This window comes from Geobacillus sp. FJAT-46040, assembly GCF_002335725.1.
GTDB lineage: Bacteria > Bacillota > Bacilli > Bacillales > Anoxybacillaceae > Geobacillus > Geobacillus thermoleovorans.
This window is the reverse complement of the sequence record NZ_NISS01000001.1, coordinates 2,311,538-2,331,464: the sequence shown is the minus strand read 5'-3', so window position 1 is coordinate 2,331,464 and position 19,927 is coordinate 2,311,538. Positions and strand designations below refer to the sequence as shown.

Annotated in this window: 20 protein-coding genes, 3 pseudogenes and 1 riboswitch; of the genes and pseudogenes, 17 read left to right on the top strand and 6 right to left on the bottom strand. The window is 47.7% G+C overall.

Going from position 1 to position 19,927, the window contains the following annotated elements:
* The coding region (locus CD000_RS12340) for a DUF6444 domain-containing protein (RefSeq protein WP_233130441.1) at positions 1–362 on the bottom strand (362 nt) is incomplete at its 3' end.
* A 132-nt stretch (positions 363–494) separates the two neighbouring features.
* On the opposite strand from CD000_RS12340, the gene CD000_RS12335 reads away from it, so the two are divergent.
* The 5 genes from CD000_RS12335 (at position 495) to CD000_RS12315 (ending at position 3,969) form a co-directional block, all read left to right on the top strand.
* The gene (locus CD000_RS12335) at positions 495–992 is read left to right on the top strand and encodes a hypothetical protein (protein ID WP_096225773.1); all 498 of its coding nucleotides are present in this window, start codon (positions 495–497) and stop codon (positions 990–992) included.
* Positions 985–1,230: a hypothetical protein gene (locus CD000_RS12330; RefSeq protein ID WP_233130440.1), complete on the top strand. Its 246-nt coding sequence runs from the start codon at positions 985–987 to the stop codon at positions 1,228–1,230. Before CD000_RS12335 ends, CD000_RS12330 begins: the two co-directional genes overlap by 8 nt.
* An 86-nt stretch (positions 1,231–1,316) precedes the next feature.
* The gene (locus CD000_RS12325; protein WP_014195983.1) at positions 1,317–2,195 is read left to right on the top strand and encodes an IS982-like element ISGsp1 family transposase; all 879 of its coding nucleotides are present in this window, start codon (positions 1,317–1,319) and stop codon (positions 2,193–2,195) included.
* Entirely contained in the window at positions 2,185–2,433 is a 249-nt protein-coding gene (locus tag CD000_RS12320; RefSeq protein WP_233130439.1) for a hypothetical protein, read from the top strand. Before CD000_RS12325 ends, CD000_RS12320 begins: the two co-directional genes overlap by 11 nt.
* 87 nt (positions 2,434–2,520) lie before the next feature.
* Positions 2,521–3,969: an IS66-like element ISBst12 family transposase gene (locus tag CD000_RS12315; protein ID WP_062898466.1), complete on the top strand. Its 1,449-nt coding sequence runs from the start codon at positions 2,521–2,523 to the stop codon at positions 3,967–3,969.
* A 278-nt stretch (positions 3,970–4,247) separates the two neighbouring features.
* Here CD000_RS12315 and CD000_RS12305 read toward each other — a convergent pair whose 3' ends face one another.
* Positions 4,248–5,717, bottom strand: a complete 1,470-nt coding sequence (locus tag CD000_RS12305; protein WP_096225772.1) for an IS5-like element ISGka1 family transposase — start codon at positions 5,715–5,717, stop codon at positions 4,248–4,250.
* Positions 5,718–5,772: 55 nt separating this feature from the next.
* On the opposite strand from CD000_RS12305, the gene CD000_RS12300 reads away from it, so the two are divergent.
* The 7 genes and pseudogenes from CD000_RS12300 (at position 5,773) to CD000_RS12275 (ending at position 10,537) form a co-directional block, all read left to right on the top strand.
* Positions 5,773–6,129, top strand: coding sequence for a Kiwa anti-phage protein KwaB-like domain-containing protein (locus CD000_RS12300; protein WP_255404869.1), 357 nt, complete (start codon positions 5,773–5,775; stop codon positions 6,127–6,129).
* 47 nt (positions 6,130–6,176) lie between these two features.
* Positions 6,177–6,815: pseudogene (locus CD000_RS12295) on the top strand (SpoVR family protein); the annotation flags it as partial.
* A 289-nt stretch (positions 6,816–7,104) separates the two neighbouring features.
* Positions 7,105–8,451 carry a cytochrome ubiquinol oxidase subunit I gene (locus CD000_RS12290; protein ID WP_096225771.1) on the top strand — a complete coding sequence of 449 codons (1,347 nt, stop codon included), beginning with the start codon at positions 7,105–7,107 and terminating at the stop codon, positions 8,449–8,451.
* Positions 8,448–9,476 (top strand): cytochrome d ubiquinol oxidase subunit II, encoded by a 1,029-nt coding sequence (locus tag CD000_RS12285; RefSeq protein ID WP_096225770.1) that lies wholly within the window; start codon positions 8,448–8,450, stop codon positions 9,474–9,476. Before CD000_RS12290 ends, CD000_RS12285 begins: the two co-directional genes overlap by 4 nt.
* The gene (gene cydS / locus CD000_RS19665) at positions 9,476–9,577 is read left to right on the top strand and encodes a cytochrome bd oxidase small subunit CydS family protein (protein WP_483299629.1); all 102 of its coding nucleotides are present in this window, start codon (positions 9,476–9,478) and stop codon (positions 9,575–9,577) included. The genes CD000_RS12285 and cydS overlap by 1 nt, the downstream gene beginning before the upstream one ends.
* 82 nt (positions 9,578–9,659) lie before the next feature.
* Positions 9,660–9,950, top strand: coding sequence for a hypothetical protein (locus tag CD000_RS12280; protein ID WP_096225769.1), 291 nt, complete (start codon positions 9,660–9,662; stop codon positions 9,948–9,950).
* A gap of 107 nt (positions 9,951–10,057) precedes the next feature.
* Positions 10,058–10,160: riboswitch (guanidine-I (ykkC/yxkD leader) on the top strand.
* Positions 10,161–10,216: 56 nt separating this feature from the next.
* Positions 10,217–10,537, top strand: a complete 321-nt coding sequence (locus tag CD000_RS12275; RefSeq protein WP_096225768.1) for a DMT family transporter — start codon at positions 10,217–10,219, stop codon at positions 10,535–10,537.
* Positions 10,538–10,611: 74 nt separating this feature from the next.
* On the opposite strand, the gene CD000_RS12270 is transcribed toward CD000_RS12275, so the two are convergent.
* Positions 10,612–10,983, bottom strand: a complete 372-nt coding sequence (locus tag CD000_RS12270; protein ID WP_063330077.1) for an EamA family transporter — start codon at positions 10,981–10,983, stop codon at positions 10,612–10,614.
* Positions 10,984–11,375: 392 nt separating this feature from the next.
* On the opposite strand from CD000_RS12270, the gene CD000_RS12265 reads away from it, so the two are divergent.
* A complete protein-coding gene (locus CD000_RS12265) occupies positions 11,376–11,648 on the top strand; it encodes a YkvA family protein (RefSeq protein WP_063330078.1) in 273 nt (90 codons plus the stop codon).
* 161 nt (positions 11,649–11,809) lie between these two features.
* Here the strand turns inward: CD000_RS12265 and CD000_RS12260 are convergent, their stop codons facing one another.
* Together CD000_RS12260 and CD000_RS19210 are read right to left on the bottom strand one after the other, a co-directional pair.
* Positions 11,810–12,106, bottom strand: coding sequence for a hypothetical protein (locus CD000_RS12260; protein ID WP_047818047.1), 297 nt, complete (start codon positions 12,104–12,106; stop codon positions 11,810–11,812).
* A gap of 6 nt (positions 12,107–12,112) precedes the next feature.
* Positions 12,113–12,217, bottom strand: a pseudogene (locus tag CD000_RS19210) (transposase); the annotation flags it as partial.
* A gap of 161 nt (positions 12,218–12,378) precedes the next feature.
* Here CD000_RS19210 and CD000_RS12255 point away from each other — a divergent pair.
* From CD000_RS12255 to CD000_RS12235, 4 genes and pseudogenes are all read left to right on the top strand, one after another.
* Positions 12,379–13,743 (top strand): annotated as a pseudogene (locus CD000_RS12255) (ISLre2 family transposase); the annotation flags it as partial.
* A gap of 680 nt (positions 13,744–14,423) precedes the next feature.
* Positions 14,424–15,704 carry an IS110 family RNA-guided transposase gene (locus CD000_RS12250; RefSeq protein WP_096225767.1) on the top strand — a complete coding sequence of 427 codons (1,281 nt, stop codon included), beginning with the start codon at positions 14,424–14,426 and terminating at the stop codon, positions 15,702–15,704.
* A 534-nt stretch (positions 15,705–16,238) separates the two neighbouring features.
* Positions 16,239–17,030 carry a TerC family protein gene (locus tag CD000_RS12245; RefSeq protein WP_063329850.1) on the top strand — a complete coding sequence of 264 codons (792 nt, stop codon included), beginning with the start codon at positions 16,239–16,241 and terminating at the stop codon, positions 17,028–17,030.
* A 512-nt stretch (positions 17,031–17,542) separates the two neighbouring features.
* On the top strand, positions 17,543–19,213 hold the full coding sequence (locus CD000_RS12235) for an IS1634 family transposase (RefSeq protein ID WP_096225766.1): 1,671 nt from the start codon (positions 17,543–17,545) through the stop codon (positions 19,211–19,213).
* Between the two features lie 66 nt (positions 19,214–19,279).
* On the opposite strand, the gene CD000_RS12225 is transcribed toward CD000_RS12235, so the two are convergent.
* Positions 19,280–19,666, bottom strand: coding sequence for a hypothetical protein (locus CD000_RS12225; protein ID WP_063330479.1), 387 nt, complete (start codon positions 19,664–19,666; stop codon positions 19,280–19,282).
* Between the last annotated feature and the right edge of the window lie 261 nt (positions 19,667–19,927).

The window sequence follows — 19,927 nt, the reverse complement described above, 5'->3', positions numbered from 1 at the left end:
CATCCTTGACACGTATGCACACGGTGGACGACACGATGATGTGGATGTTCCACTTGACGGAGCGTCTTCCCCTCATGTCCCTCTTGCCCACCAGGCTTTTTGCCAGACGGCTCGCGGGAGGAACGCTTTTTCTCAAAACGGTCAGAAGATGGGGGCAAATGGCTATTGGAGCTGTTTTTTTTCGTGCGTGCTTCCAGCTCTTGAACACGGTACTTCAGTTGTTCATTTTCTTTGCGTAGTTGTTTGTTTTCGTGACGCAAATGTTCATTTTCTTGAATGAGTTGATGAATGAGCTGTTTTTGTTGTTGAACTTTGCCGATTAAGCTCTCAACTGTAAATACAGCTTGTTGTACCGTCAACATGCGATTCACCTCCTTGTCTATCAATATTCACATCATGGACAGGAAAAGCAAAAAATATTCAGCTCACTTTATGATGTGGCTGAATAGTTACTCCTTGTTTATTGTATTAAATATTGGAGGTTTATCGATATATTGTTTCTGTTAGAGATTAAAACATTAAATGGAGTAATGGGACTTATATCAACTTTGCTGCTGGTAATTTCATTATTATCGATATTGTTTATATTGTTTGAATTAAGAACCACAGAGAAAAAAAGGATTGGACAGAAAAAATATACCATTAAGAAAATACAACCTAGGGATAGGGATATATTAGTTTACCTTGTTACTTATGTTTTACCGCTGATTAGTCTAGATATGGATAATTTTAGGGATATAATAGTTTTATTTGTTCTTATTCTTTTAATATTCTGGTTATCGATGTATTCAGATTTACTTTATGTCAATCCAGTTATGGCAGCTCTAAAATTAAGAATATACGCTATCGAAACAGATTTAGGTGAAGCACTCCTTATTTCTAAAAATGATAAATTCGAGGAATGCTTAGGTAAAAAAATAATTTGTTATCGTTTTATTAGAGATAAAGAAACAGTATTAATCGATGGGAGTAGGGGGCAACAAAATGAATGATGAATTGATTTATGTAAAAGAAAAAATTAATGAAATGGAACATAACAATGATTACGTTTACCAGTTATTTATAGTAGGTTCTGTACTAAGAGAAGGAACACAATCTGTTTATGATGATTGTGATCCAAAAGAAATTCCAATCGACCAATCAGTACAAGATTGGTTGTTGGGAACCACAAAGGCTTTGCTAGAGGATGTAACAGAAAATTATCAAGTATTAACCCGTGGTGCTAGATAAACTTGATCAAGCATAAAAATAGCCCTTGCTGGCGGATCTCCAGTAGAATGAAAGTGTCACCCAACATTCGAAAGGAGAGATCCCCCATGCAAGAGCACTTTCATTTTACTACAGATCCAGCCAAACTTCAAAAACAATATGCCGCTATTTTCTGTTTTGTTTCTGCCCAACTGTCGTTGATTCAAATGTATCTTCATCGCCGCAACCGTCACTTGGTCAAGCAAGAAGACGAAGTGGTCATGGCGGTTCACCTTTTGGGGAAGCTGCTGGGCTTTTCTTCCGAACGAGCCTGGCATCGTTTTGTCACGGGAAATTTGTTCACAAACGGCTCGTTTCTTGAACGCTCCCGATACAACCGCCGCTGCCGGGCGCTTGGTTTCGCCATCAAATGGATCCGTCATGAGCTGGCGAAACGTGGCCAACACCATGCTTATGCGGTCGTCGACAGCTTGCCTCTTCCGTTGTGCCATCCCGTGAGAATGCAGCGCGTCAAGCGATTTCGAGGGATCGCGGATATGGGGTATTGTGCTTCCAAAAAGCAATGGTACTACGGTTTCAAGCTGCATCTTCAAGTGACCAATCAAGGGCTGGCCATGGGCTATGTCGTGACGGAAGCGTCCTGCCACGACGTCAAAGCCGCTGAAACGGTGATGACTCAAATCCCTCATCCCTACAACTTTGGGGACAAAGGGTACATCAGCCACGCTCTTCGAGAAAAGCTGTACGAAGAACACCAAGTCGCGTTCTGGACACCGTCTCGACACAATCAAAAGCACGGCCCATCCAAGGCATGGGAAGAATGGATCCAAAAAAAACGCAAAGTCATCGAGACGGTGTTTTCGATTCTCGTAGACCAATACCGGATCACCGACATTCGAGCGAATTCCATGGCCGGGTTTGAAGTGGCACTCGATGGCATCTTGTTGGCTTATTCCTTGGTCACACTAGGGCTGGTTGAGCGCTGACGCTCAACTAGCACCACGGGTAGTATTAAATATTAGAGAAGTTGACGAAGAAAGCGAGACAATAAAAAGATATATTGAAATAAATAATTTAAATCAACTTTATTTATGGACTCAGCGTATAAATAATGAGCAAGTTGAAAATGATGCAAGGACTTTAATAAATAGAGATGATTTTAAACCTAAAGTGTTATTAGCGAAACTTGAAATTGATGATGAAATGAAGGTTTATTTTTTGTAACTATTCAGCCACATCATAAAGTGAGCTGAATATTTTTTGCTTTTCCTGTCCATGATGTGAATATTGATAGACAAGGAGGTGAATCACATGTTGACGGTACAACAAGCTGTATTTACAGTTGAGAGCTTAATCGGCAAAGTTCAACAACAAAAACAGCTCATTCATCAACTCATTCAAGAAAATGAACATTTGCGTCACGAAAACAAACAACTACGCAAAGAAAATGAACAACTGAAGTACCGTGTTCAAGAGCTGGAAGCACGCACGAAAAAAAACAGCTCCAATAGCCATTTGCCCCCATCTTCTGACCGTTTTGAGAAAAAGCGTTCCTCCCGCGAGCCGTCTGGCAAAAAGCCTGGTGGGCAAGAGGGACATGAGGGGAAGACGCTCCGTCAAGTGGAACATCCACATCATCGTGTCGTCCACCGTGTGCATACGTGTCAAGGATGTGGAGCTTCTTTGCGTGAAGTCAAACCGTTCAAAGTCGATATCCGTCAAGTGTTTGATGTCCCTCCTGTGGCGATCGAGGTGACACAACATGAACGTGAAGTGAAATCGTGTCCACATTGTCGATGCGTGCAACAAGCCGAATTCCCATCCCATGTCACGAATCATGTGCAATACGGTCCACGGCTCACGGCGCTCGTTGTTTATTTACATCATATCCAATTGATCCCGTACAAGCGTTTAAGTGATACAATCGAAGCGTTATATCAACACTCGATTAGTACAGGAACCCTTGCCAATATGGTGAAACGAGGACGCGAAGCGCTGGAATCAAATATGGACATCATCGAAGACGCCTTACTTGAATCCAACATCCTGCATGTCGATGAAACGAGTTTGCGCATCAATGGGAAACTCGCATGGGTGCATGTCGCGTGTACATCGAGATATACATACTTGGCTCCTCACGCTTCTCGTGGAAAAAAAGCGACCGATGATATCGGGATTCTTCCCCGATATGAAGGGACGATGATGCATGATGCGTTCGGTACATATCCGAAATACACACATGCCACCCATGCCCTTTGTCATGCCCACCATTTGCGTGAGTTAAAAGGATTCATCGAACAAGGGCATACGTGGGCGATGCGCATGACCACGTTTCTGTTAGCCGCCAAGCAAGCCGTCGAAGCCCATCACGGTGCACTTTCCGAAGAAGAAGCGAGACGGTGGGAACGAGTGTATGATCGCATCCTAGAAAGAGCACAACACCGATTAGAAACGATGACGCCTCTTCCGAAAAAAGCACTCGCTTTTGTTCGACGCCTTCAAAAACGAAAGGAAGAAGCGCTGCGTTTCTTACGTGAAGTACATGTTCCCTTTGATAACAACCAAGCCGAACGCGATCTTCGCATGGTCAAAGTCAAAGAGAACATTTCGGGTACGTTTCGCGAAGAAACATTCGCGCAGTCGTTTTGCATCGCAAGAAGCATCGTTTCCACACTGACGAAACACGAAAAAAACGTGTGGGATTCGTTATGTCTTCTGTTGGCAGGCGAAACGATCGATCGAGTTCTTTCCGCTACCTAGGGCATTTTCTATGACCGAAATGCCCTATTTGTGCTGGGCTTTTTTATACACTAGCACTGGGGTGAATAGTTACTATTTTTTAAAAATAATAAACGAAAGTGTATTTCTAAAAAAACGTAAAATACTTGAAGTTGTGGATAGAGGTGATTATCAGATCTCCCAAGAAAGAGACAAGAAGCTTTTTTTAGACGATCAATGGGACGGAATTATAATTGGTAATAATGTTCTATTGTACAATGAAAATAAAATTTTATCTTTGTTTAGATATTATGAAAGATTTAGAAGGCCGGTGAATTAATGGGGCATAGACTTTCCATATGTCGAATTTTGGAGGCCATTCTCCCCGCCGTTTGGCGCCAAAGGATGGGAAGACGAGCAGGACTTCCTGCTCCCAATTCCGGTTTTGCGCACGCCAAAGAGCCGGTCCCCCCTCGTTTTTTTCGAAACCGGCACAATCGCTTCAGATTTTGCACGACGGCGGTCAACAGCGCCTGTTCTTCCATGGCGTAAAGGCCCCGGCTTCGGGCCCGGTCCAGCCCGTGACATTCCTTCCCTTCGGCGAACACATGCTCACAACGCGTGCGAAGGGCTTGAATGGATCGATAGCCGCCCTGTTGCTGAATGAGCCTCGCTTGATTGCGAATCTGAACGTCTCGGACTTTCGCCTGGCGCTTTGCTTCCTGAGCGGGATCCTTCGCCCGGCGCTTCCAGGTTGGAATCTCCTCCATCTCCTTGCGGCGCAGCGGCACGAGCGGTGTGATGCCTTGAACGAAGAGCGCTTCCAGATACTCGGTGGTGCCATACGCTTTGTCCGCAGACAAGGTCCGAATCGTAATCGACGGGTGGCGAAACTGAATCGAAGCCAGCTGCTCCAAACTCGTCTCCCGTTCCGCCGTTCCAGTGGCGAGGCTGGCCCGTCTGGATAAAATCACGCGCGACTGGACATCGATGACGTCGTGCACCAGATACCGAGGATACGCTTCCTGCCCTTTGCCTTTCTTGTACAACCGGGCATCCGGATCCGTCACGCTTCGATGGGTCCGGTTGGAAAACGTGGCTCCACGGAAGTTTCCCCGTTCTTCGGCATGGACGCGTTCCCCTGATTTTGGAGACGGAGAGGGTGGGTCGTCATCCGGATCCCGGGCCTCGGTCTGTTCATCTTCCCGGGCAGTGCGGGCCAGATAGTCTTCCAACGTCTCCACCGGAGCGAGCTTGACCTCCCGCAAGCTGTGGATCGAGGCATTCGCCCGCACTTGGGTGCCGTCAGCCGCCGCATGGACATCCGGCGAGACCAACCCCGCCGCGATGCATTGATCCACCACATAGGTCATCAGCCGGTCAAAGATTCCATGTTGGCGCCAGCGTTTCCGTGTTTTGACGAGCGTCGTTCGATCCGGCAGTGTGGGGTGATGAGGATCCGGATGGAGCACGGATTCAAAGTCGAGACCGCAAAACCACAAGTATCCGGCATGCATGGGGAGGATCTCATACAACTCCCGCTCAGAGTGGTCGAACAAATACGAGAGCAGCATTAGGCGAAGCAGCCGTTCCGGATCCGCCGCCGGGCGACCCGTTTTTTCCGTGTACAGGGGAGCCACCCAATCGTGAATGACGGAAAAGTCAACCGCTTCGTTGATTTGGCGCAAGATATGATGTGGAGGAACCAGTTCTTCCATGTCGATGACTTGAAACAGACGAGGCTGAGTCGAAGGGTTTTTGGGGGCTTTCATGATCCGCTCACGCTCCATTCTAACGATTTTTCTTCTTTTTTCGACATAAGCCCTCCTAAATCCCTGCCTCAGGGTGTACTTTTTTCACCGGCCTTTTAGACAAGCAGCAGATGAAATAGTCGAACAGATAATGGAAAAAGGGATTGTTTCAGATGATTCTAACTTTTTACAATTTGTTCAGTCTCAGATAAGTCTTCAAAAGAAGCTAGCTAAGGCAGCTGATTATGGGTTGGAACGCATAAAAAGAGAGCGTATTGAGGAATTGATAAATACTGGCATGATTAATTTGCAATTAGATGAGCAAGGCAGGATAGTCTGTACCACAAAAGAAGAAGCGCGATTGGTTATTGATGTAATATTAGACAATTTTGTTTCCTCTTTAATTACTGATGATAAATACCGAGCTATCAATAAAATGCGTATACAATAATTACTGTGTTTTGTTGTGTCAGTGTTGGAATAAAATAAGCATCTTAGATAAACGAAGGCTGGGCGACGTATTGGCATCAGCGCATTTTGCGGGAAATGGACTTAACGAGCGATGAAGCCATTGAATTCGCGAAGTTAAATGCCAACGTTGTGCAGCCGTCGCGCACCGGCATCAATCCGTACTATTTAGGGCTGAAAATTTTTGAGGACATCGAAGAGCGCTGGAACAACCCGACGGAAGAGATGAAAAAATACGGTGTCAAGCCAGGCTCAGGACGGGCGAAAATTTTTGAAGTGCGCGAGCTGGAATCCGATATTTCGTTTTTGCGCAACTATTTAACGAAAGAGCTCGTTATGCGCGAAGATATGTACTTATTCCAAAAACAAGGGAAAGATTACAAAATTGTCGACAAGCATTGGGAACATATTCGCGACCAACTCGTCAGCATGCGGGTGAACGGCGGGTTCCCGTACATTACGGTGAACGACGGCGACTATATGCGCAACGGAGAGCTGTATTTAAAACATTGGTATGAAGGGATCGAACTCGATCTGAAGTATTTGGAAAAAGTGCTGCCATACATTTATCAGTTGTGGGGCCGTCCGGTCCATATGGAGACGGTCGTCGAGGAAAAGCCGATGTTGTTTACGTATGACGGGAAAACGGTGCATCGAAAATATTTATAATTTGAATAAAAAGCAGGGAAATCCTGCTTTTTTTGTTTGTTACGATGAATATGTGAAAAATGACACAAATTGTTCGGAATCATGCCGGATAAGGTCCTCGATTTTATGAAATAATACAAGTAGGCGATTTGTGATGTTTGTCACAAATTCTTCATAATTGTGTGTTCGTCCGGGGGGATGTATATGTGGAAGCGGCATGAAAAAACGCTTGTGTTCGTTAGCTTTGCTGTTGCGGCTGTTGTCTTGCTTTCCTTGATTGGTCGCTTGTTTTCATAAGGGGGGATGAATCGTGAACGGTTACGATCCGGTGCTGCTTAGCCGTATTTTGACGGGATTGACGCTGACGGTCCACATCATTTATGCCACGATCGGCGTCGGGGTTCCACTGATGATCGCCATTGCCCAGTGGGTTGGGATTCGCAAAAATGATATGCATTACATCTTACTCGCTCGCCGCTGGACGCGCGGTTTTGTCATCACCGTAGCGGTCGGCGTGGTGACAGGAACAGCGATCGGCTTGCAGCTGTCGCTTTTATGGCCGAACTTTATGCAGCTGGCTGGCCAAGTGATCAGCTTGCCGCTGTTCATGGAGACGTTCGCCTTCTTTTTTGAAGCCATTTTCCTCGGCATTTATTTGTATACATGGGATCGGTTCGAAAATCAGAAAAAACATTTGCTTTTGCTTATCCCGGTGGCAATTGGGGCTTCAGCATCAGCCATGTTTATTACGATGGTGAACGCGTTTATGAATACGCCGCAAGGGTTTGAATTTAAAAACGGCGAGCTTGTCAACATCGATCCAATCGCGGCTATGTTCAACCCAGCGATGCCGACGAAAGTCGCCCATGTGCTGGCGACTGCGTATATGACGTCAGCATTCGTGCTTGCTTCGATCGCCGCTTGGCATTTATGGAAAGGCAATCGTCACATTTATCATCGCAAGGCACTTCATTTAATGATGAAAACAGCTTTTATTTTTTCGGTAGCCAGTGTATTGATTGGCGACTTATCGGGCAAATTTTTAGCCGAATACCAGCCAGAAAAGCTGGCGGCCGCTGAATGGCATTTTGAAACGAGCTCCCACGCGCCGCTCGTGTTGTTTGGCATGCTGACAGAGGATGGCGAGGTGAAATATGCCATTAAAATCCCATATGCGTTAAGCATTTTGGCGCACAACCACCCGGGGGCGGTTGTGACCGGGCTGAACGAATTTCCGGAAGATGAACGCCCACCACTGTACATTCATTACTTATTCGATGTGATGGTCACGATCGGGGTGTTTTTAACGGTTGTCGCAGCCGCGTATTGGCTCGGATCGATTTTCCGCTGGAAGTGGACGGCGAAAAAGTGGTTTTTTGGACTGCTGGTGGCGGGAGGGCCGCTGGCGATGGTTGCGATTGAGGCGGGATGGTACTTAGCGGAAGTCGGGCGGCAGCCGTGGATTTTGCGTGGCTATATGAAAACGGCGGAAGGAGCGACATCGTCGGCGCATGTGGATACGATGCTTGTGTTGTTTTGCCTTTTGTATATGGTGTTAGTAATTGCGAGCGCAATAGTGCTCATCCGTATGTTCCGCCGCAACCCGGTTGAACGGGAGCTGGCAGAGCGGGCCAATAATGGGGAGGTGGCGCCATGACGCTCGAAGTCATTGGCATTTCGGTGTTATGGCTGTTTTTGTTCGGGTACATTATCGTTGGCTCGATTGATTTCGGGGCTGGGTTTTTCAGCGCCTATAGCCATTGGGCAAACAAACAGCATATTTTGCACCGCATCATTCAGCGCTATCTTTCCCCTGTATGGGAAGTGACGAACGTCTTTCTTGTCTTTTTCTTTGTCGGCATTGTCGGCTTTTTTCCGAAAACGGCGTATTATTACGGTTCTATTTTGCTTGTCCCGGCGAGCATCTCCATCATTTTGTTAGCTATTCGCGGCTCGTACTATGCGTTTCATACGTATGGGGGGACGGAACGGAACTGGTATTTAATCGCTTATGGATTGACGGGGTTGTTTATTCCGGCCTCCTTGTCCATCGTGTTGACGATTTCTGAAGGCGGGTTTGTGGAGGTAGGCGCCTCAGGCGTTACGCTGGATTATGGGAAGCTGTTTGCAAGCCCGTTGTCATGGAGCATTGTGCTGCTCAGTGTGACGAGCGTTCTTTACATTTCCGCTGTTTTTTTGACGTATTATGCCGATGCGGCGGGCGACCAGGCGGCGCGGGCATTGCTGCGGCGCTACGCCCTTCTTTGGAGCGGACCGACGATCTTGTCGGCGCTGCTCATCATTTACCAGCTGCGTCATCATAATCCCGAACATTACGCCCGTCTATGGGAGATGGCGTGGATGCTCATCATTTCGCTTTTGTTTTTTGCGGCCACCGTTTATTTGCTTTGGCGGCAGCGGCGGTTTGGCTGGGCGTTTATCGCGCTTTTGTTTCAATATGCATTCGCGTTTTACGCGTATGGCATTTCCCATTACCCGTATTTGCTCTACCCGTATTTGACGATTTACGACGGGTTTACAAACGAAACGATGGCTATTGCCTTGATTATCGCATTTATCGCTGGCTTGCTGCTTTTAATTCCGTCGCTGTATTTGCTTATGCGCCTCTTTTTGTTCAATAAGGCATATGTCAAAGGAGAATGGGAAGGAGGAAAAGGATGATGCAAACGTTTTTGATTATGTATGCGCCGATGATTGTCGTTGCATTGTCGGTCGTCGCGGCGTTTTGGGCCGGATTGAAAGACGAGCGGGTGAATGAATAAGGCTGCATAAACAACGATGCATAGTTTGCCGCATATGGCCCACACTAGCGGATGACAACGAATAGAGAAAGGATGGGCGATCATGAAAGAAATATTGGAGCGTGTGAAAGAGCAGCTGGAACAATCGTTTGACGAACCGCGCTCGACGAGTCTTGATGGGGCGATTCACGAATTGGAGCAATTGAAAGTGAGCGCCGGGGACAAACGGCAAATGATCGAAGACGTCATCCAGGCGGTGACTCACGCGCGCAATGCACGAATGGAGCTGGCCGAGGCGGGAGATGAATCGGCGACAAACGCTTTCGCTGAGGCCTATCGGGCGCTCGATCAAGCGATTGAATCGTACAGCGATGTTGATAACGATCCGGTATAAGGCAGGTGGGGATGCCCCATCTGCTTTCTTCTATGACGGTAATGCGGCAGGTCAAATCAGTAGCCGATCGGCAACAAACATGGTACAATAACAGCGGATAAAGGAAGAAAAAGGTTTTCTAGGGTTCCGCAGCTGCCTGGCGGCTGGACTGCGACCGAGAGAAAACGCGCGTCATTCTCGCGTACACGGAGGGATAAAAGCCCGGGAGGAGTATCATTTTTGATATTTCTCACGGCTTTTTTATTTTTCGAAAGGAGGAATGAAACATGGCGTGGGTATACTTAGTTGTCGCCGGGATATTCGAAATCGTCTGGGCCATTTCCCTGAAATATACGGCTGGGTTCACCCGTCTGTGGCCGTCTGTCGTCACTGTTGCGGGGATGGCGGCCAGTTTTTACTTTTTATCGATGGCAACGAAAACATTGCCGATCGGAACCGCCTATGCGGTATGGACGGGAATCGGGGCGATGGGAGCGGTCATTATCGGCATGCTCTTTTTAAACGAGCCGGTAACAGTGCCAAGGGTTATCTTTTTGTTGTTTATTCTTGTCGGGCTGATCGGATTAAAGTTGACATCCGGGCAGTAAAAAAGCAGGGGGGCGCCCTGCTTTTTTGTCATTTATTACTGGCAGGAAGTGAAACATGCCAATTCTCGCTTGGATCAAATACGATCGCCGATCCTTATCCTTTTATGTACTCTTGCCGCTTCAAGGTGATTTTGACATCTGACAAAAGGAAAATGCTTATTAAAATAATGGCTAATCCGCCGAGCATGCCAATCAGCGGCGATCAGTGTAAACGGAATTGCCGCATTCAATGCCCCGACGATAAGATATTCCTTCCAATAAGCTTTCAGCTCTATGCTTTTTTTGAACATCCATACATACAATAACAGCACGATACCGGCAATAAGCACGCGCAGCTCGATCGTAAGCACAGGACCGATGGCAGGGGCAGAGATGCGCATAAATAAAAAAGAGGCTCCCCATAAAGCCGCAAGCACAAAAAGCGCCGTGATTTCTTTTGCGTTCATATTCGTCTCTCCCGATGATTTTTTCTGAATTATATCATATTTTTTCTATTGGCACAGAAGATATTGATTAGAGCAGTTTTTTATTGACAACATATATAAAGATTGAATATCATAAAAATGTAAAAATAAATACATGGTTTCTGTGTTAAAAGGGGAGTAGCTTTAACAGCAAAGTCGTCAGTTCAGGGCAACACCCTCGGCTTTGTTGGCAACGGCAACGTTGTTAGCGAGACCTTTGCCTGCGGCGGTAAAGGTCTTTGTTTGTGAAAAGACCTTTACCAAGAATGGTAAAGGTCTTTTTTCATTGCCCGAAACGAAAGGGGGAAGATAATCGTAAAAGAAAATGGGAGAGGCTTTGGAAGAAAATCGTCAGAAGGATGGAGGGGAATGGTATGCGCAAGTGGTGGAGGCGACTTCGCTTGGTCGTTCACGTCCGACGTTTTCTTCCGTTTTTGGTTGAATTTTTTGCTTCGCGCGAGGTGCCGATGCGAAAAAAAGCGTTCTCTGTCGGGCTGTTTCTGCTATATATGGTGCTGCCGTTTGATCTCATTCCGGATTGGCTCGCGTTGTTTGGTTTTATCGATGATTTCGCCGTTCTTATGTTTATTTTGCAACAAGTCATCAAGATGGCGCCGATTTCGCTAAAGGAAAAATATAACTTGTGAAGGGGGATTGTTCCCATACCCGTCAAGTTTAGCGGTATAAAATTTTTAAGACGATACTCGTGTTCATCCCCGCAGTGAATGATGGGGATCACATCCATTATTGGGCATACCAAATACCCCTCCAGAAGAGGGGTATTTGGTATTTATATCCATATCTAATTCTACCATATCTCTAATTTCGTTAAGATATCTGATGCCGTTTCTTCCCCTTTCCTTCGACCTTTCTTGGCATGTTTTCGTAACAGGGAAAGGAGAGAGAAAAGGTTGATTTCCGCCATATGCGAACGCAAAAGCAACTGGTGCCAATACGATTGGAGAAGATCGAGCGCTTTCCGTTCACTGATTTCAATGTCTTCCTTTTGATGCCAATACATCCGAGCTTGAAACAGAAACGTCTGGGTGACCAAAATGGCAATCAACGTCCCGTATAAATGGCATTCGAAACGTTCTTTTTTCATCTCCTTGACTTTCTCCAAATCAAATACGGATTTCCAGGCTTTAAACAACAATTCAATTTGCCAGCGCAGGGAATAGAGCTCATGTGTGAGTAAAATATTTGTGGGTGACATTCCGAAATGATCCCCGACGAGGGTTGCGAACTTTTGTTCGCGACGCTCGTCGGGGCCACCAAGCGAAGCGCGGTAGAAAAAAGCAAATGTCATGCAAAAAGGACTCTCTCCCTGCTATGATGGTGATGACCAACATCCATAAAACAGGAGGGAGAGAGTCCATGAAACATCTTACCACAGAATGGCCTTTATTAAAAGAGCTGGAGGAACAATTCGTCAGAACTCTTCAAAAGGTGTTCGCTGTCTTGTTGGCGGCCCTTTTGGAGGAGATTGATCAACAACTGGCGGAAGCGCGGGACAAGCGCCGGTATCAGCTGAAAGACAAACGGCCGACCACGATCCAAACGCTGTTTGGAGAAGTGACGTTTCGACGGAACTACTACTATGATCGGCAGGCGGGGGCGTATACCTTCTTGCTGGATGCCGAACTGGGCTTTGATGGAGCGCAGTCGATCAGCCCTTGCCTCGAGGAAACGGCGGTCGAGTTGGCCGTAGAGTGCTCTTCCTACCGCAAAGCGGCCCGTACGTTGGAGTCGATCGTGGGGTATGCGGTCCTAAGCCACGAGGCGATTCGCCAACTGGTGCTGGAGGCCCCTGTCTCGCTGCACCACCCTGTTTCCCAACGGCACGGCCGAGTGCTGTTTGTGGAGGCGGATGGACTGTTCATTTCCCGCCAGGGGAAAGGGAAACGGGCGAAAGAAGAGAAAATCCTGGCGGTTCACGAGGGATGGAAACGAAACGGTTCGCAGCTCGAGCTCGTGAACCGGCGCCACTACCTCCATGAAGGGGAGGGAGACGTGTGGGAACGGTTTGAAGAGTGGCTGATGAACGAATATGCCTATGACCCGTGCCGGGACCTTTTGATCATCAACGGCGACGCGGCGTCGTGGATCACAGCCTGCCGGGAGTATTTTGGAAAGCGAGCCTGCTTTCAGCTGGATCGATTTCATGTGGCGCGGGAGCTGCGTCAGTGTCTGTCCGGCCATCCGCGTTGGCGGGAGGTGCGGAAGAAGCTGGCGAAACAAGACGAAGAGGGACTTCTGGTGGAGCTGAACAGCGCGGTCGGCACGTTGGAGGACGAAGCGAAAGAGAAGCAGATGGCTGCCATGATCCGCCGGATCGAGTCGATGCCGGGATGCATCCGGGACTATCGGGAGTGGCTGTCGGAGCAAGGGGTGGAGACGACCGGCATGCGTCCGATGGGCCACGCCGAGAGCGTGATGAGCCGGTTTGCGCATCGGGTGAAATCCCGCCGCAGCTGGAAAGACCAAGGGCTTCGGGCGTTTCTGAGGGCGATGGCAGCCCGAATCGACGGGATTTGGCGGAGAAATGGGCAGTTGGTGGAGGAAGAAGAGACCCGAACGGCAGCCTCGGCCTCAACAAAGTCCAAGCGGATCGAACAGGCCAAACGGAAGGCCGGACGGTTATGGGCAGATGTGGTGCGTCAGAATCTACCGTGTCTGCAGCGGTCATCCGGGACACCGATCCATCAAGCGTTGTCGGCGCTCCGGGATGGTGGTTGGGTGCAAAAAAATGGAATATCGTATCATCGCCTCAAGATGAGGGATGAGAGTCCGAAAGCGCTTACGATATCAATTCCTGAAAATGGTTCGCTAACTAGTGATTGACAACACCCGTAGTGAACCGAAAAAATGTTCTCCACAAAGTCTTGACTGACTCCGGGTAAAAATAATAATTGACAGATTCATATAGGTTATTTTATGATTAAATTGGACAGTTGAATAGTTCTCCTAAAGGGGAGTAGCTTTTACAACAAAGTCGTCATTTCGGAGTTTTGCCGCTCCCGGCTTTGTTGGCAACGTTAACGTTGTTAGCAAGACCTTTACCCGTTGGTAAAGGTATTTATTTGTATGTAAAACCTTTACCATACATGGTAAAGGTTTTTTATTTGATAATCTGGGAGGTAAGTGTATGAAAAAAAGACAGCATTTACTCGTTGTAAAAAGGATGATTTATTTGCTTGAGTGTGTAAAAAGGATAAAATTCATAATGGTTGGTAAAAATGAATGTTGGCTCTCCTAAAGGAAAATACGGTCTTATTTAGAAAATGAAATATCAAACTACAGTAAAATACGAAAGGAGCATTCCCGTTAGGAGCTTTTCCGGGGACTTGATCAAAAAAAGCCCTCTTGGTATGATGCAGGGGTGTCAACCACATCACTCACCATACCAAGGAGGACTTCAGATGAATTGTACACAAAACTATAAAATTGATCAAGTAACCGAACAAACGCTTGTCGTGGGTATTGATATCGCGAAACGAACCCACTACGCCTGCTTCGTGGATGACCGGGGGCGCGTGCTTCGCAAATCGTTCCCGATCTTCCAGTCGAAAGAGGGGTTTCAACAGCTGTATAAAGCGATTCAGGGGGCGATGCAAGCGTTCGGGAAGTCAGAGGTGATCGTCGCCGTGGAGCCGACCGGGCACTACTGGTTGAACCTGGCCTACTTCCTCGAGGAGCACGGGATCCCGTTGGTCATGGTCAACCCGGCGCATGTGTGCCGGTCGAAAGAACTTGATGACAACCTGCCGACGAAACACGACGCCAAAGACGCCCTGGTCATTGCCAGACTGGCAAAAGACGGACGATTCCTCGTTCCCCGGCTGCTGCACGAGATTGAAGCCGATTTGCGCGTGGGGAGCACGCTCAAAGAGAAGCTCCGCAAGGAACAGACGGCGGTGAAAAACGCGATCGTCCGCTGGACGGATCGGTATTTTCCAGAGTTTTGGACCGTGTTTCGTGACTTGGGGAAAACGGCGCTTTCGGTGTTGGAGTGGACGCCGCTTCCGGCTGATATGGCCGGCCGGACGGTGGAGGAGCTTCTTGAGGTGTACCGGCAAAGCGAAGGGATGAAATGCCCGCAGAAGGCCAAAATTCAGGCGTTGATCAACACCGCGAAGGATTCCATTGGGGTGACGGAAGGGACAGCGATGGCCCGGTTTGAGATCGCCGCGCTCGTCCGCCGATACCGCCAATTGGAGGCGGAGATCGCCGCACTGGACGCCGAGTTGAAGGCATTGGTTCAAATGACGATGGAGTATCAATGGTTGAAAACGGTCGACGGGTTGGGAGACGCCACGATCATCGATCTGCTGGCGGAGATCGGCAGCTTCGCCCATTATCGGGACCCGCGCCAATTGGTGAAGTTGGCGGGCCTGACGCTCAAGGAGAACTCCTCCGGCCAGCGCAAAGGGCAAAAGCACATCTCCAAACGGGGACGGAAACGGTTGCGCTCGGTGCTGTTTCGGGCGATGATTCCGCTGATTCGGCATAACGAGGCGTTTCGCGAGCTGCATGAGTATTATACGACCCGATCCGTCAATCCGCTGACCGGAAAGCAGTCCATCGTCGCCTTGTGCCGGAAGCTGTTGAATGTGCTGTTTGCGATTTGTACGAAGAAACAAGCGTTTGACGCGGAGCGAATGAAACAGGACGTCTTGTCCCAGGTGCAACGGGCGGCCTAAGGCCTCCCCCCTGCGAACGGAAGAATCGTTGGACAACGAGATGACACCGGAGAAGCTGGCGTGATTTCATCCATTCGACCTTGAGTCCCTAAAGGAGCTTGGCCGGCCTCCGCCTGATGACGAGACCGAACGAGGGAATGTTGGCGCGAAGACGCCCGGAGACATGGGAGGGTTCGTCCTCATCAGCGACGCGGAGATCCAAAGGGTGCATCGAATATGCTTCCCCCCCGTGGCATGAAAATATAACCAGCCGTGGCCGCGAAGCGCACCCTAGGTCTGTAAGATATCCACAAAACTGAAAAAGGATATAAGGGATTTTGTCGAAAAATATTTTTTGGACACCCCTGAGAAGCCGAAAAGCCTTGATAGATCAACATTTCTAGAGGGATGATTTATTTGCTTGAGTGTATAAAAAGGATAAAATTCATAATGGTTGGTAAAAATGAATGTTGGCTCTCCTAAAGGAAAATACGGTCTTATTTAGAAAATGAAATATCAAACTACAGTAAAATACTAAAGGAGGATTCAGGTTACATGGAACTTTCAATTTTATTAGAATACAGCTGGGTATTACTACTTCTAATTGTGCTTGAAGGGCTTTTGTCAGCTGATAATGCGCTTGTTTTAGCTGTTATGGTCAAGCATCTTCCGGAAGAACAAAGAAAGAAAGCGTTGTTTTATGGGCTTGCAGGCGCATTCGTCTTCCGTTTTGCTTCACTATTTGTGATTTCCTTCCTTGTCAACATATGGCAGATTCAAGCAATAGGCGCTCTTTATCTTTTATTCATCGCAATCAATCATATTTTTAGAAAAGTTGCTGTAAATAAAGAAAAAGAAAAAAATAAAGAAATACAGGAAAAGAAACAATCCGGATTTTGGGGAACTGTTTTCAAAGTAGAATTGGCTGATATCGCATTTGCGGTCGATTCCATTCTTGCAGCAGTAGCATTGGCCGTTACGCTTCCGAATACAAATCTTCCGCAAATCGGCGGGATGGATGGAGGCAAGTTCCTTGTTGTCTTTGCTGGAGGAGTAATAGGATTAATTATTATGCGCTTTGCCGCTAATCTCTTTGTAAAATTGCTTCATATGAAACCTGGCTTGGAAATCGCCGCGTTTCTCATTGTTGGCTGGGTTGGAGTAAAGTTGGCTGTTTATACGCTATCACACCCTCAGCTGGCAATATTGCCTGAAGGGTTTGCAAAATCACCTGAATGGAAAATAACATTCTATGCTGTACTCGTTCTGATCGCATTAGGTGGCTGGTTTTTATCAAAGGAGAAAAAAGAACTGCCTTCCGCAGAAGAATCCAATGGAAATGGGTAGTTTCAAAGATTTTCCCTTTTAGAACTCACATTTCGCACCCTCCCAACGAAAATCGGGAGGATTTTTTGTGTCCATCGTCGAATGAATCCTTGACATACAAGGAAAGTGAAGGAGTTTTTCTCTCATGAACGTTCAAGCCAAAAAGGTCTATCGCAATTATTATTTGAATATAAGTCGAATGAATCCTTGACATACCAGGAAAGTGAAGGAGTTTTTCTCTCATGAACGTTCAAGCCAAAAAGGTCTATCGCAATTATTATTTGAATATAAGTCGAATGAATCCTTGACATACCAGGAAAGTGAAGGAGTTTTTCTCTCATGAACGTTCAAGCCAAAAAGGTCTATCGCAATTATTATTTGAATATAAGTCGAATGAATCCTTGACATACCAGGAAAGTGAAGGAGTTTTTCTCTCATGAACGTTCAAGCCAAAAAGGTCTATCGCAATTATTATTTGAATATAAGTCGAATGAATCCTTGACATACCAGGAAAGTGAAGGAGTTTTTCTCTCATGAACGTTCAAGTCAAAAAGGTCTATCGTAATGATTATTTGAATATAATAAGTGCCCTATTCAAGAAACTGGGCCTGCCCCAATTGATTGACCATCTCGTTCCCGTTGATCCACAGTGCCAGACTCGAGTCAGCGATGCCGTTCAGGCCATCATCTACAATCTGTTTGACGGCCGGCAAGCCCTCGTTCACGTGGAACGATGGGCTCAGGAGATCGATCTAGAGAAACTCATCCGTCCCGGTCTCCATCCTTCCTGGTTGAACGACGATGCCTTGGCTCGTCATCTCGACCGCTTGTATGAGGCCGATATTCACAAGGTGATCAGCACTTGCTTGATTCACATTTATCGCAAAGAAGGCCTTTCCCTCCGAGCCTTTCACGCCGATACGACGGACAAGACGGTTTACGGCGCGTATGAATCGGCCTCATTAGAGGCTTTGCAGATCACACATGGCTATAACCGCCATCATCGTTGGCAAAAACAGATCGGCTTCGGACTGGTCGGCAACGAGGACGGCATCCCGTTTTACGGCGATGTGCACGACGGCAACCTGCCTGACAAAACGTGGAATCCGGAGGTGCTGTCCCGTGTCCACGAACAGCTGGAGCAGGGCAAAATCGAAGACGAATGGATTTACGTGGCCGATTCTGCCGCGATGACGAAAGAGACCCTGGCGCAAACCAAAGCGGCCAACGCCTTTTTGATCACCAGAGGCCCTTCGTCGCTCCGGATCGTGAAAACCGCGCTGGCCGAAGCGGATGCTGAGGACACGACGTGGAGCGATCCCTTTACGTTGGCGGAGAGAAACGGCGCCACGTACCGGGTATGGGAAACGGCCTCGACGTATGAAGGCCACCCCGTTCGGCTGATCGTTGTTGAATCGAGCGCGCTCGACCAGCGAAAAGGAAAGACGCTTGAAAAAGAACGAACCACAGAAGCGGCGCTTCTTCGCGAGGAACAAGCCCGTTGGGAGCGTCACCCTTTCTCGTGCCGGGAAGATGCCGAACAAGCCTTGGCGTCCCTCAAGGCGTCCCTCAAGGCGTCCCTTCGCCCCCGGTTTCATCGGGTTGAGGCCGCGGTCGAAGAGACCGTACGCCTGAAAAAACGGCGCGGACGGCCGAAAAAAGGGGCGGAACCCGAGGTGGAGACGCTGTATTTCTTGCACCTTGACGTCGAATTCGACCAAGACGCGTGGGAACAGGCAAGACGGAAAGCGTCCCGGTTTGTCCTCGTCACGACCGTTCCGAAGGAATGGAAGGGCCAACCCATGGATGCCCAAGAGATCTTGAAGCTGTATAAAGGGCAGATCTCGGTGGAAATGAACTTCGCTTTTATGAAAGACCCTTTTTTCACGGATGAGATCTATGTCAAAAAGCCAGAACGAGTTGCGGTATTGGGCTATTTGTTTCTCTTGGCCTTGGCCATTTACCGCGTCTTTCAGCGCCGGGTGCGCCAGTTCATCACACCCGACCACCCATTAAAGGGCGCCGGAGGCCGCAAGCTGACCCGACCGACGGGGCAGGCGATTTTCCAGCTGTTTCAATATGTGAACGTCGTCCTCCTGGAGCTGCCGGATGGACGCATCCAACGCTCACTGGATCGCTCCCTCACCCCTGGACAACGAAGGATTCTGCAGGGGTTGGGGCTGGATGAGAGCATTTACGTGTAACGTCATACGGAACGACCAGCGATGGTAAAAAAAGGATAGCCATCGCTCGTCGTGTTGGTCAAAAAGTTATTCTGAAAAACTAAATAAAAAATCCTTTGTTTTGACCTTGTTAGGGTGCGAAATGTGAGTTAAGCCGACCGTCACAAAGTAGGCGGAGACGACAAACGGCAAAAACGAGTACGGCGTTTGCCCGCCGCCAGCGTCTTTAAACGCATCCCACATGGCAAAAAAGTATAAACATGGATAAAACATCAGCCATCCGATATCGACAATGCGGGCGGCCTCATCCGTACGTCCCAAAAAGCTGAGGCGGATGGCTTCATTGAAATGGGATTGGGTGTTAATCACAAATTCCAACGCAATAAACAAAATTCCTTTTATATACTTTTTGTTCAACAGTTGCCCGAATCCAGGCAAAGCAATGCTCCATAACAATGCTTCGATCGCTTTCACCTTCTCGAACCCTTTACTGAGATAATATTAGTTGATCGTTGCTTTGTCCGTTGCACCGTCAGATGGAGCTGGAGACAATCGATGGGTGCTTCATGGTCAGTTGCTGGTTAAGCCGATGGGTGCAATTACATTTTTTGCGCCAAAGACTTGTTTTATACTTTTTTTGCAATAGGAATGCAGGAAAACTTTCCTATAGAACCAAACGATATGTTAGCTGAAAATAAAAAATACTTTAAATTTTTCGGAATAATGAATATAATA

What these genes read in the sequence shown, in the direction of transcription:
- CD000_RS12330 (WP_233130440.1), top strand. Translation starts at nt 985, where the DNA reads ATGAATGATGAATTGATTTATGTAAAAGAAAAAATTAATGAAATGGAA.
- CD000_RS12325 (WP_014195983.1), top strand. Translation starts at nt 1,317, where the DNA reads ATGCAAGAGCACTTTCATTTTACTACAGATCCAGCCAAACTTCAAAAA.
- CD000_RS12315 (WP_062898466.1), top strand. Translation starts at nt 2,521, where the DNA reads ATGTTGACGGTACAACAAGCTGTATTTACAGTTGAGAGCTTAATCGGC.
- CD000_RS12305 (WP_096225772.1), bottom strand. Translation starts at nt 5,717, where the DNA reads ATGGAGCGTGAGCGGATCATGAAAGCCCCCAAAAACCCTTCGACTCAG.
- CD000_RS12285 (WP_096225770.1), top strand. Translation starts at nt 8,448, where the DNA reads ATGACGCTCGAAGTCATTGGCATTTCGGTGTTATGGCTGTTTTTGTTC.
- cydS (WP_483299629.1), top strand. Translation starts at nt 9,476, where the DNA reads ATGCAAACGTTTTTGATTATGTATGCGCCGATGATTGTCGTTGCATTG.
- CD000_RS12280 (WP_096225769.1), top strand. Translation starts at nt 9,660, where the DNA reads ATGAAAGAAATATTGGAGCGTGTGAAAGAGCAGCTGGAACAATCGTTT.
- CD000_RS12275 (WP_096225768.1), top strand. Translation starts at nt 10,217, where the DNA reads ATGGCGTGGGTATACTTAGTTGTCGCCGGGATATTCGAAATCGTCTGG.
- CD000_RS12270 (WP_063330077.1), bottom strand. Translation starts at nt 10,983, where the DNA reads ATGAACGCAAAAGAAATCACGGCGCTTTTTGTGCTTGCGGCTTTATGG.
- CD000_RS12265 (WP_063330078.1), top strand. Translation starts at nt 11,376, where the DNA reads ATGCGCAAGTGGTGGAGGCGACTTCGCTTGGTCGTTCACGTCCGACGT.
- CD000_RS12260 (WP_047818047.1), bottom strand. Translation starts at nt 12,106, where the DNA reads ATGAAAAAAGAACGTTTCGAATGCCATTTATACGGGACGTTGATTGCC.
- CD000_RS12250 (WP_096225767.1), top strand. Translation starts at nt 14,424, where the DNA reads ATGAATTGTACACAAAACTATAAAATTGATCAAGTAACCGAACAAACG.
- CD000_RS12245 (WP_063329850.1), top strand. Translation starts at nt 16,239, where the DNA reads ATGGAACTTTCAATTTTATTAGAATACAGCTGGGTATTACTACTTCTA.
- CD000_RS12235 (WP_096225766.1), top strand. Translation starts at nt 17,543, where the DNA reads ATGAACGTTCAAGTCAAAAAGGTCTATCGTAATGATTATTTGAATATA.